Here is an 11,894-nt window from a genome sequence, read left to right as displayed (position 1 = left end):
CGAACGCGATGCAGACAAACGCCGTGCAATCGCCCTTGGCCGTGGCCCAGCCTGTGCTTGAGGTCCGGGGACTTAAAACGCATTTCTTCACGCGCAATGGCGTGGTGAAGGCCGTGGATGGGGTGGACCTGACCTTGGCCGAGGGTGAGATCCTGGGGCTGGTCGGCGAGTCGGGATCGGGCAAGAGCATCACGGGCTTCTCATTGATGGGCCTGCTGGATGAACCCGGCCGCATCGTTGAAGGCCATCTGCGCCTGAATGGCGAAGACCTGCGCGGCGCGACACCCGCGCGCTGGCGTCAGTTGCGGGGCGAGGAAATCGCGATGATTTTCCAAGACCCGATGATGACGCTTAACCCCGTGCTGCGCGTGGATACGCAGATGATCGAAGCCGTGCGCGCGCATCACAAGGTATCGCGCGAGCAGGCGCGGGCGCGGGCCTTGCAGACGTTGACGATGGTGGGCATCCCGTCGCCACAAGAGCGCCTGCGTGCCTATCCGCATCAACTGTCGGGCGGCATGCGCCAGCGTGTCGCGATCGCCATCGCACTGCTCAATTCCCCGCGCCTGATCATCGCCGACGAGCCCACCACCGCGCTGGACGTCACCATTCAGGGGCAGATTCTTTTTGAAGTGCAGAAGCTGTGCCGCGAGACCGGCACCGGCCTGATCTGGATTACCCACGACCTGGCGGTGGTGGCGGGCCTGGCGGATCGCGTGTCGGTGATGTACGCGGGGCGTGTCGTGGAAACCGGCAGCACGCGCGACGTCATCACGCATCCCATGCATCCGTACACGCATGGCTTGATCGCATCCATCCCCACGCCGGAATCGCGCGGCAAGCCGTTGGTGCCGATTCCCGGCATGACGCCTTCGCTGTTGAACCTGCCGCAAGGCTGTGCGTTCCGGGGGCGCTGTCCGCGCGCCACCGATGCCTGTCTGACCGAACCGCGGCCCGTTGAAGTTCGCCCGGCGCAATGGGTGCGCTGCTGGCATGCCGGAGACCCAGACCCCAAATGAGCGAAGCACAACGCGACGCCGCCACCCCTATCCTGTCCCTGCGCGATGTGGCGCTGCGCTTTGTGCAGCCCGTGGACCTGGCCGGCCGCATCGCCAACCTGCTGGGCGCGGGCTTGAAGACGCAAGTGGTGCACGCCGTGGCCGGCGTGGACCTGGACGTGCAGCCGGGTGAAGTCATCGGCATCGTGGGTGAATCCGGCTGTGGAAAATCCACGCTGGGGCGCGTCGTGTCCGGCATTTTGCCACCCACATCCGGCGATGTGCTCTACCAAGGCAAGCCGGTGAAATCGATGACCGGCACCCTGCGGCGCGCCTACGAGCTTGGCGTGCAGATGATCTTCCAAGACCCCTACGCATCCCTTAACCCACGCATGCGCGTGCGCGAAATCATCGGCGAGGCGCCCGTTGCGCATGGCTTGATTCGATCCCGCGACAAGGCCGACTACGTGGCGGGGTTGATGCGGCAGGTGGGGCTGGACCCGTCCTTCGCGCAGCGCTATTCGCATCAGTTTTCGGGCGGGCAACGCCAGCGCATCGGGATTGCGCGGGCGCTGGCCTTAAAACCATCCGTGATCGTGTGCGACGAAGCCGTGGCGGCGCTGGATGTGTCCATCCAGGCGCAGGTGCTGAACCTGTTTGAACAGCTGCGCGACGATCTGGACCTGACGTATCTGTTCATCAGCCACAACCTGAGCGTCGTGAGCCATATCTCGGACCGCGTGGCCATCATGTACCTGGGTCGCGTGGTTGAGCTTGCCCCGACCGACACCGTTTTTCAACGCGCCAACCATCCATACACGCAGGCCTTGTTAAAGGAACTGCCGACGTTGACGCCCGGGCGGCGCGCGTATCAGCCGATCAAGGGCGAGCTGCCGTCGCCGCTGGATCCGCCCAGCGGTTGCGCGTTTCATCCGCGTTGCCCGCATGCGATGCCGCGCTGCAAGGAAGAGCGGCCGTTGTTGCGAGAGATCTCGCCAGGCCAGTTCAGCGCCTGCCACTTGAACGATATGGCCTAGGCCGCATGCATGGCCGTACTGGACGTGAAAGAAGTGAAGCGCGAGAATCTTGCAACGAGAACGCATAGTTGCATCGCGCGCCGGCTATTGAAAGCCCTACCTGAATCCACTCATTCTTAAATCCAACGCCATGAAAACCATAGACGAAATCGAACGCGCGCACGGCGAATTGACCGCCTTGCGGCGGGATATCCACGCCCATCCCGAACTGGCCTTCCAAGAGACGCGCACGTCCAATCTGGTAGCGGAACGCCTGCGTGCGTGGGGCCTGGAAGTGCACACGGGCTTGGGCAAGACCGGTGTGGTCGGCGTATTGCGCGGCGGCAGCGGCAAGAAGACGATCGGCTTGCGCGCCGACATGGACGCGCTGCCCATGCCGGAGCACAATCGCTTCGCGCATAAGTCCACCATCAGCGGCCGCATGCACGGCTGTGGCCATGACGGACACACCGCCATGCTGCTGGGTGCGGCGCAATACCTGTCCACGCATCGCAATTTCGACGGCACCGTCGTGTTCATTTTTCAGCCGGCCGAAGAAGGCGGCAACGCCGGCGCGCGCGCCATGATGCAGGACGGGCTGTTCGACAAATTCCCGTGCGACGCCGTATTCGGCATCCACAACATGCCGGGCATGCCGGTCAACCAGTTCGGCTTCCGGGCCGGGCCCACCATGGCCTCCAGCAACCGCTGGGACATCGTCATCAAGGGGGTAGGCGGCCACGCCGCGCAACCGCACGCGTCGGTTGACCCCATCATCGTGGCGGCCGACATGGTGCACGCCTTGCAGACGGTGATCTCGCGCAGCAAGAACCCCTTGGAACAGGCGGTATTGTCGATCACGCAGATTCACGCGGGCGATGCCTATAACGTGATTCCCGGCGAAGCCGTGCTGCGCGGCACCGTGCGCACGTACTCGGTGGAAACGCTGGACAAGATCGAGTCCGACATGCGCCGCATCGCCACGACCTTGCCGCAGGTTTATGGCGGCACGGGCGAGCTGGATTTCGTGCGCGCCTATCCGCCGCTGGTGAACTGGGAAAACGAAACGGCCTTTGCGGCCAAGGTGGCCGAAGACGCGTTCGGCGCGGAAAACGTGCTGCGCGACATGCCGCCTTTCATGGGCGCGGAAGATTTTTCATTCTTCCTGGAAGCGATCCCCGGCGCGTATCTGTTCCTGGGCAACGGCGATGGCGATCACCGCATGGAAAGCTATCACGGCATGGGTCCGTGCCAGCTGCACAACCCGAACTATGACTTCAACGACGCGTTGTTGCCGGTGGGCGCGACGTATTGGGTGAAGCTGGTCGAGGCCTATTTGCCGGCCGCGTAAGGCCCGCCAATAACCGATTGGCTATTTGCTAATAGACGGCGGGCATGAAGCCGCGAGCCTTTGTCTCGCGGCTTTTTCTATATGACGTGCAGCTTTGATCAAACGCCGATAACTTCGTTTGAGATACAGGGCGCGGTTTCCATAATCGATCGTTCCAGATAGGCCGCAAGGCAACACGGAGCGATCGATGTCCCAGAGCAACGCCCTGCGGCGCGAAGTAGACGCCGCCCCCGCCCTTCGGGCGCAGTCATTTGATATCAAGCCCCTGCCCGGCCCCGTCGGCGCGGAGCTCATTGGCCTGGATCTGTCTCAGGCGCTAACCACGGCGGACTTCTCTCGCGTGCATCAGGCGCATCTGGACCACCACCTGCTGGTGTTCCGCGACCAACGCATCACCCCGCAACAGCATATCGATTTCAGCCGCCGCTTTGGCCCGTTGATGATCCATGTGCTGCATCAGTTTCATCTGCCCGGCCATCCCGAAATCCTTACCGTGTCCAACATCGTGGAAGACGGCAAGCCGATTGGCCTGGGGGACGCGGGCAAGTACTGGCATTCGGATATTTCGTACAAGGAATTGCCCAGCCTGGGCTCGTTGCTGCACGCGCAGGAATTGCCCTCCGAAGGCGGCGATACCTTGTTCGCCAACATGCACCTGGCGTATGACACGCTGCCCGCCGCGTTGCGCAATGCCATCGTCGGCAAGCGGGCCGTGCACTCGTACCTGGCGCAGTACGGGCAGCTGCAAAAAGAAGGCAACTGGCGGCCCAACCTTAGCGCGCAACAGATTGCGCAGGTGCAAGAGGTGGTGCATCCGGTCGTGCGCACGCATCCCGAAAACGGTCGTCGCGCGTTGTTCGTCAGCGAAGGATTCACGACGCGCATCGTCGGACTGCCGGAGGACGAAAGCCGCGCCTTGCTGGCGGAACTGTTTGCGCATAGCGTGCGCCCGGAACACATCTATCGCCACCGGTGGCAGCCACACGATCTGGTGTTCTGGGACAACCGTTCGCTGATCCATCTGGCGGGCGGCACGCCGGACCACCTGCGCCGAAAGCTGTACCGCACGACCATCGAAGGCGATGTGCCGTTCTGAAAACGCGCTTCCGTCGACACAAAGCACTTATCCACAGGGAACACCATGCGCATGTCATCCGCACTTCGCGATCGTCTGATCCAAACCGCTACCGGGGCGGGCTTGGCGTTGATCTTGGCGGTGTTGGCGTTGGCCTCGCCCACGCCAGCCCTGGCCGAAGGGCGCATCCGCATCGCGGAACAATACGGCATCGTGTACCTGCTGCTGAATGTGGCGCGCGACCAGCAACTGATCGAAAAGCACGGCAAGGCCGAAGGTGTGGATATCTCGGTTGAATGGGCAAAGCTGTCAGGGGGCTCGGCCGTGAACGACGCGCTGTTGTCCGGGGCTGTGGATATCGCGGGCGCAGGAGTGGGACCGTTGCTGACGATCTGGGACCGCACGCGCGGCAAGCAGAACGTGAAGGGCGTGGCGTCGCTGGGCAACTTTCCCTATTACCTGGTCACCAACAACCCCAATGTGAAAACCATTGCCGACTTTACCGACAAGGACCGCATCGCGGTGCCCGCGGTGGGCGTATCGGTGCAGTCGCGCGTGTTGCAGCTGGCGTCGGCCAAGCTGTGGGGCGACGCGCAATTCAACAAGCTGGACAAGATTTCCGTGGCGTTGCCGCACCCGGATGCCGCCGCCGCCATCATTGCAGGGGGCACCGAAATCACCGGGCATTTCGGCAACCCGCCGTTCCAGGAACAAGAGCTGGCTGAAAATCCCAAGGCGCGCATCGTGCTCAATTCCTACGACGTGCTGGGCGGACCCAGTTCGTCCACCGTGTTGTTCGCCACCGAGAAATTCCGTCGCGACAACCCCAAGACGTACAAGGCGTTCCAGGCAGCATTGAAAGAAGCGGCCGAGTTCGCCGCCGCCAATCCCGAGAAGGCCGCCGACACGTACTTGCGTGTGACGGGCGCCAAACAGGACCGCGAGTTTCTGATCAAGGTCATCAAGAACCCCGACGTGCAATTCAAGCTGGAACCGCAGAACACGTACGCGCTGGCGCAATTCATGCATCAGGTGGGAGCCATCAAGAACGCGCCGGCCAGCTGGCGCGACTACTTCTTCGACGACGCGGTGACCGCGCAAGGAAGCTGACATGTCATTGATCGCGCCCGGCCCTGTGGATAACGTTCAAAAAGCGTCGCCCTTGCTGGCTGTGGATAAGGTGACGATCGAATATAAGACGCGTGAAAGGCGCGTGCGAGCCACGCACGAAGTGAGTTTTGACGTCCATGCGGCGGATCGCTTCATTCTGCTGGGGCCGTCGGGTTGCGGCAAATCTACGCTGCTCAAGGCCATAGCCGGCTTCATCCCGCCCACCGAAGGCCGCATCGCGATAGACGGGCATACCGTGTCGGGGCCGGGTCCTGACCGCATCGTCGTGTTCCAGGAATTTGATCAGTTGCCGCCTTGGAAAACCCTGCGTCAGAACGTGGCGTTCCCGTTGGTGGCGTCGCGCAGGCTGGGTCGGCGGGAAGCGGACGAACGGGCCATGCACTACCTGGACAAGGTGGGCCTGGCCGGCTTTGCCGACGCCTATCCGCACACACTATCCGGAGGCATGAAGCAACGCGTGGCGATTGCGCGGGCGTTGGCCATGCAACCGCGCGTATTGCTGATGGACGAGCCCTTTGCCGCGCTGGATGCCCTGACGCGGCGACGCATGCAGGAAGAGTTGATGGCGCTGTGGGAAGACGTGCGCTTCACGCTGCTGTTCGTCACGCATTCAATCGAAGAGGCGCTGGTATTGGGTAGCCGTGTGCTGCTGCTGTCACCCCACCCCGGCCGGGTGCGGGCGGAACTGAATGCGCACGCCTATGGCTTGCAGACGCAGGGCTCTGCCGGCTTCCAGTCCGCCGCGCGCCGTATCCACGACCTCTTGTTCGAATCACCGGTGTCGACTCCGGCGGTGGCCGAGCGCGCGGCGGCTTAAGGCAAGGGCACAATCGATGAATACGCTACACGCCGCCACACCCCCGATTCGCCCTGAAGTGGAATACGACCTGCCGCCCTTGCCTGCGCAGACAGCCGAGACGCCCCTGCCCTGGCAAGAGCGGCTGTGGCAGCACGCCGCCTTGCGCAAGACGTTCATCCTGGCGTTGCTGGCGTGCGTGTGGGAACTGGCTGCGCGCTACACCGACAACGACCTGTTGCTGCCCGGCGCCTGGCAAACGGCGCAGGCTTTTGTACAGGGCATTGCCAATGGCGAACTACTGGCGCGCGCCGGTCAGTCGTTGCGCGTCTTGGTACAGGGCTATCTGGCAGGCGTGGTGCTGGCCTTTGTGTTGACCACGCTGGCGGTATCCACCCGCTTCGGCCGCGACCTGCTGTCCACCTTGACGGCCATGTTCAACCCGCTGCCGGCTATTGCGCTGCTGCCGCTGGCGCTGCTGTGGTTCGGCCTGGGCGAAGGCAGCCTGGTGTTCGTGCTGATCCACTCCGTGCTGTGGGCGCTGGCGCTGAACATGTATGCGGGCTTTCTGGGCGTGTCTGAAACGCTGCGCATGGCCGGTCGCAATTACGGGCTGACGGGGTTGCGGTATGTGTTGCAGATTTTGGTGCCGGCCGCGCTGCCAGCGATTCTGGCCGGGCTGAAGATCGGCTGGGCATTCGCGTGGCGCACCTTGATTGCCGCGGAACTGGTCTTTGGCGCGTCCAGCGGCAAGGGCGGCTTGGGCTGGTACATCTTTCAGAACCGCAACGAGTTATACACAGATCGCGTGTTCGCCGGGCTGGCCGCGGTGGTGGTTATCGGCCTGCTTGTGGAAAACCTGGCGTTCGACACGTTGGAGCGTTTGACGGTGCGTCGCTGGGGCATGCAACGTTGAAACAAAAAGGGCGGCTCCGGGTGGAACCGCCCTTTTTTCTTGTGCCACGGAATGGCAGCTTTCCAGGCTTGTCGCCTTGTCGCCTTGTCGCGTTACAGCGTCAGACCCAGCGCCTTGGCCACGCCCGCCGCGTAGGCCGGATCGGCCTTCTTGAAGTGTTCCAGCTGACGGCGCTGGATTTCTTCCGGCACGCCCGCCATATGGCGGCCGATGTTGCCGAACAGCAGCTCTTGCTTTTCCGGCGTCATCAGGCGGAACAGGTTGCCCGGTTGCGAGTAATAGTCGTCATCCACGCGATGGTTCCAACGTGCCGCGGCCTGACCGTCCAGTGCCAGCGGCGGTTCGCCGGCGGACGGCGTTTCCTTCCACTCGCCAGCGCTGTTGGGCTCGTAGTTCAGCGTACCGCCCACGTTGCCGTCGACACGGCCGGCGCCGTCGCGGTGAAAGCTGTGGAACGGGCAGCGCGGCGCGTTCACCGGGATCTGATGGTGATTGATTCCCAAGCGGTAGCGGTGCGTGTCGCCGTATGAGAACAAGCGGCCCTGCAACATCTTGTCCGGCGAAAAATCGATGCCCGGCACGATATTGGCCGGCGTGAAGGCGGCTTGCTCGACTTCGGCGAAGTAGTTTTCGGGATTCTTGTTCAGTTCCAGGACGCCCACTTCAATTAGCGGGTAGTCGCCATGCGGCCAAACCTTGGTCAGGTCGAACGGGTTGATGTGATACGTCGCGGCTTCGGCCTCGGGCATGATCTGCACCTTCAGCGTCCACTTCGGGAAGTTCTTGTTTTCGATGTTCTCGAACAGGTCGCGCTGCGAGCTTTCGCGGTCATGCGCGACGACCTGGGCGGCTTCTTCGTCGCTCATACAGACCACGCCCTGCTGCGACTTGAAGTGGAACTTCACGTAGAAGCGTTCGCCGTCCTTGTTGACGAAGCTGAACGTGTGCGAGCCAAAGCCGTGCTGCTGGCGCAGGTTGGCGGGAATGCCGCGGTCGCTCATCAGGATGGTGACCTGGTGCAGCGATTCAGGGCTGAGCGACCAGAAATCCCAGGCGGCGGTGGCGCTGCGCAGGTTGGTCTTGGGATCGCGCTTTTGCGTGTGGATAAAGTCGGGAAACTTCAGCGGGTCGCGGATGAAGAAGACCGGGGTGTTGTTGCCGACCAGGTCCCAGTTGCCTTCATCCGTGTAGAACTTGATGGCAAAGCCGCGCACATCGCGTTCGGCGTCCGCCGCGCCGCGTTCCCCGGCCACGGTGGAAAAGCGCAGGAACAGCGGAGTTTGCTTGCCGACCTGCGAAAAGATGCTGGCGCGCGTGTAGCGCGAGATGTCATGCGTGACGGTGAAGGTGCCGTAGGCGCCGGAGCCCTTGGCGTGAACCACGCGTTCGGGGATGCGTTCGCGGTCGAAGTGGGCCAGTTTTTCAATCAGCCAGAAGTCCTGCAACAGCGCGGGGCCGCGCGGGCCGGCGGTGAGCGTGTTGTTGTTGTCTGCCACCGGTGCGCCTGAGGCGGTGGTCAGATTCTTCTTGTCGGTCATAGCACACTCCGTACGTAATTCTGGAAGGCGCGAGCCGCTGCGGGCCCGTGCTGTGTTGTGGATACTGCCCGGCACGGGGCGCTGGGCAGTATGTGGGACACATCATAGGGGCCAAGGTTGCGTTTGTGAAGTTGATTGAAACAGCATTGTCGATTACTAAAACCTATCGACTATGGCCTCATCTCCAGGAACAGGTTCGGGCGTCGGGCGCTTGGCGCGCATAAAAAAACCGGCCGCAAAGGGCCGGTTTTTTTCAGACTTGAAAGCTCGGGCAGATCGGTTTTACCGGTTTGCCGCCGCTTCGGTCTTACGTTGCATGGCGCGGGTGATGGACCACTGCTGCGCAATCGACAGGGTGTTGTTCACGCACCAGTACAGCACCAGACCGGCCGGGAAGAAGAACATCATCCCGCCGAACACCAGCGGCATGATCATCATGACCTTGGCCTGGATGGGATCCGGGGGCGTCGGGTTCAGTTTGATCTGCAGGAACATGGTGGCCATCATGATGGCGGGCAGAATGAAGTACGGGTCACGGATCGACAGGTCATGGACCCACAGAATCCACGGCGCGCCGCGCATTTCAACGCTGGCCAGCAGCACCCAGTACAGCGAGATAAACACCGGGATCTGCACCACCATCGGCAAGCAGCCGCCCAGCGGGTTGATCTTTTCGGTGCGGTACATCTCCATCATGGCGGCGTTCAGCTTCTGCTTGTCGTCGCCGAACTTTTCCTTCAGGGCCTGCAGGCGCGGGGCCACTTGCTTCATGCGGGCCATCGAGCGGTAGCTTGCGGCGGCCAGCGGGTAGAAGATGGCCTTGATCAGCACGGTCAGCGCAACGATCGTCCAGCCCCAGTTGCCCAGCAACGAGTGCAGCCAGGTCATCAGCGTGAACAGCGGCTTGGCGATGATGGTCAGCCAACCGTAGTCCACCACCAGCTCCAGGCCGGGGGCGAGCGCCGCCATGGCCTTTTGGTCTTGCGGGCCGACCCACAGGTGCGAGTCCACGCGCGAGGCGGAACCGGGGGCGATTTCGCCAACGGCTTCAATGCTGCGGGCGGCGTACAGGTTCTTCTGCACTTCCAGCAGTTCGTTCGTGCGCGGCTTGCCTTGCGGCGGCACCCACGCAGTGGCGAAGTAGTGCTGCACCACGGCGATCCAGCCGTTGTCCGCCTGCTTGATGTAGTTAGCCTTCTTCTTCTCGATGTCGCTGAACGTGCTCTTCTGGAACTTGTCCTGCTCAGAGTAGACGGCGAAACCGGTGAACGTGTGATAGAAGCTGGACGTGTCGGCCGGGTCGTTGCCGTCGCGTTCCAGCTGCAGGTACAGCGAGGGCGTAACGGGGGCGGAACCGACGTTGGCCAGGTCGTGGCGCACGTCGATGTCGTAGCGGCCCTTGTGCAGGGTGAACGTCTTGGTGACCTTCACACCGCCCGATTCCCCTTCGAACGACACAACCAGGTTGTCGCCGGTCATCTGGCGTTCGGTGGACGTGACGCGGAAAGGCGTCTGGTGCGTGGGGAAGCTCTGGCCATTGGGCGCGCCGACCACGCCGGACTGCACGACGTAGTTCAGGCCGGCCGAACGGTCCAGCAGCACGGTGGGCTTGTCGGCCTGGCCGGTTGCCGGGTACTTCAGCAGCTCGGCGCGCACCAATTGGGCGCCCATGGTGTCGAACGTCAGGCGCAGCACGTCCGTAGTGATGACGACTTCTTCCGAACGCGCGGCAGCGGGTGCGGCGGCGCCGGGCACGGCCGACGGCGCGGTGGCCGTGGAAGTGGGGGCGCTGGGCACCGAAGGCGTGGCGTTATTGGCGCCGGCGTGCGGTTCAGCCGTGCTGGCCGCGGGCGTCGGGCCCCCGAACAGGGACGGCTTGCCGTTATGGATTTGCCAGTTGTTCCAGAGGAGCAACAGCGAAAAGGAAAAAATCATCCAGAGGACGGTTCGTCGGATATCCATGGTGCCTACTGAAGTGAATACGGGCCAGCAAAGCCCGCCAGTTTAGCGTCAATCGTGCTCGGTGCGGTGGCTGTGGGAACAGCACGGGGGGCCATTGGTTCCCTTGGATTGCGGAACCGGATCCCAGCCGCCGGGCGACCATGGATGGCAACGGCCTATACGCCGGACCGCCAACCAAAAGCCGCGCCAGGCGCCATGGCGTTCGATTGCTTCAATCGCGTACGCCGAGCAAGTGGGGGTAAAACGGCACTGCCTGCCGATCCAGGGGCTCAGGAAGAACCTGTAGAACCGAATCGGAAGAATAAGCAGTGCTTTGAAAATCATCGCAAGATCCGCTCAAAGTGAGCGTCCACTTCTGCTCTGACCAAGCGTTTTAGCGAGGTCAGCGATGTGGGCGCGACTTTGCTATGCAAACGCACGACGTAGTCCTTCGCCGGCAACGCCAGACGCCGGTGGCGGAACGCTTCGCGGATGACCCGCTTGATGGCGTTGCGCGTACTGGCGTGGGCGGCGAAGCGCTTGGCGATGATCAGCCCCAGTCGGGCACAGGCATCCTGGCCGGGGGGCAGATCATTGGGAGCCGAAGTCACAATGAATAACGCCCCTCGAGCAAGACGCCGGCCTTTGAGGGCAGCGGCGAACTCGGAGGGGCGATGCAGCCGCGCCTCCGGGGGAAGCGTGGAGCGCGGCATGGACTGCGGGTCAGGCGTTTGCGCGGAACCAGAACGAGATTGCGAGAGGTCTTGCAATATGGCCGGTCCGTGCAAATAGTCAGGTTTTTCCGGAAAGGAACCGGAAAACCAGAACTTAGACAGCCAGACGCTTGCGGCCCTTGGCGCGGCGGGCGTTCAGGATGGCGCGGCCAGCGCGGGTTTTCATGCGCACGCGAAAGCCATGGGTGCGCTTGCGGCGGGTGACGGAAGGTTGGTAGGTACGTTTCATGGACGATCCACAAAAAGAACAAAAGTCAGAAGGGACCTGCCCGGAGGGTTCCAGGTCGCGGATTCAGAAGCGGGTATCTAGTGAGCATTTTTGCAACAGGTGCAAAAAACAACGCATAGACGGGGCTCTGGACAAGGGATTTCTCCCCAGGCGACCTATTCAGCAAAGC

At 62.6% G+C, this 11,894-nt stretch carries 12 protein-coding genes; 7 read left to right on the top strand and 5 right to left on the bottom strand.

What is annotated here, in order from left to right:
• Nucleotides 1–8 precede the first annotated feature (8 nt).
• From V6F88_RS10195 to V6F88_RS10165, 7 genes are all read left to right on the top strand, one after another.
• Nucleotides 9–1,019: an ABC transporter ATP-binding protein gene (locus V6F88_RS10195; protein ID WP_332609292.1), complete on the top strand. Its 1,011-nt coding sequence runs from the start codon at nt 9–11 to the stop codon at nt 1,017–1,019.
• On the top strand, nt 1,016–2,035 hold the full coding sequence (locus V6F88_RS10190) for an ABC transporter ATP-binding protein (RefSeq protein WP_332609290.1): 1,020 nt from the start codon (nt 1,016–1,018) through the stop codon (nt 2,033–2,035). Before V6F88_RS10195 ends, V6F88_RS10190 begins: the two co-directional genes overlap by 4 nt.
• A 130-nt stretch (nt 2,036–2,165) precedes the next feature.
• On the top strand, nt 2,166–3,365 hold the full coding sequence (locus V6F88_RS10185) for a M20 aminoacylase family protein (protein ID WP_332609288.1): 1,200 nt from the start codon (nt 2,166–2,168) through the stop codon (nt 3,363–3,365).
• Between the two features lie 187 nt (nt 3,366–3,552).
• A complete protein-coding gene (locus tag V6F88_RS10180; protein WP_046806082.1) occupies nt 3,553–4,461 on the top strand; it encodes a TauD/TfdA dioxygenase family protein in 909 nt (302 codons plus the stop codon).
• 51 nt (nt 4,462–4,512) lie between these two features.
• A complete protein-coding gene (locus V6F88_RS10175; protein ID WP_442880275.1) occupies nt 4,513–5,550 on the top strand; it encodes an ABC transporter substrate-binding protein in 1,038 nt (345 codons plus the stop codon).
• A 1-nt stretch (nt 5,551) separates the two neighbouring features.
• Entirely contained in the window at nt 5,552–6,388 is an 837-nt protein-coding gene (locus V6F88_RS10170) for an ABC transporter ATP-binding protein (RefSeq protein ID WP_332609283.1), read from the top strand.
• A 16-nt stretch (nt 6,389–6,404) separates the two neighbouring features.
• Nucleotides 6,405–7,283 carry an ABC transporter permease gene (locus tag V6F88_RS10165; RefSeq protein ID WP_332609281.1) on the top strand — a complete coding sequence of 293 codons (879 nt, stop codon included), beginning with the start codon at nt 6,405–6,407 and terminating at the stop codon, nt 7,281–7,283.
• A 92-nt stretch (nt 7,284–7,375) separates the two neighbouring features.
• On the opposite strand, the gene V6F88_RS10160 is transcribed toward V6F88_RS10165, so the two are convergent.
• From V6F88_RS10160 to rpmH, 5 genes are all read right to left on the bottom strand, one after another.
• Nucleotides 7,376–8,821 carry a catalase gene (locus V6F88_RS10160; protein WP_120157358.1) on the bottom strand — a complete coding sequence of 482 codons (1,446 nt, stop codon included), beginning with the start codon at nt 8,819–8,821 and terminating at the stop codon, nt 7,376–7,378.
• Between the two features lie 282 nt (nt 8,822–9,103).
• Complete coding sequence (gene yidC / locus V6F88_RS10155; RefSeq protein WP_332609276.1) at nt 9,104–10,783, bottom strand: membrane protein insertase YidC; 1,680 nt, start codon at nt 10,781–10,783, stop codon at nt 9,104–9,106.
• Between the two features lie 48 nt (nt 10,784–10,831).
• On the bottom strand, nt 10,832–11,104 hold the full coding sequence (yidD, locus tag V6F88_RS10150; protein ID WP_082134561.1) for a membrane protein insertion efficiency factor YidD: 273 nt from the start codon (nt 11,102–11,104) through the stop codon (nt 10,832–10,834).
• A complete protein-coding gene (locus V6F88_RS10145; protein ID WP_046806088.1) occupies nt 11,104–11,475 on the bottom strand; it encodes a ribonuclease P protein component in 372 nt (123 codons plus the stop codon). The genes yidD and V6F88_RS10145 overlap by 1 nt, the downstream gene beginning before the upstream one ends.
• Nucleotides 11,476–11,590: 115 nt before the next feature.
• The gene (gene rpmH, locus V6F88_RS10140) at nt 11,591–11,725 is read right to left on the bottom strand and encodes a 50S ribosomal protein L34 (RefSeq protein WP_003816025.1); all 135 of its coding nucleotides are present in this window, start codon (nt 11,723–11,725) and stop codon (nt 11,591–11,593) included.
• Nucleotides 11,726–11,894: the final 169 nt, after the last annotated feature.

Origin of the sequence: Achromobacter sp. ESBL13 (genome assembly GCF_036668755.1) — a bacterium.
GTDB lineage: Bacteria > Pseudomonadota > Gammaproteobacteria > Burkholderiales > Burkholderiaceae_B > Achromobacter.
This window is presented reverse-complemented; position numbering and strand designations above follow the sequence as displayed.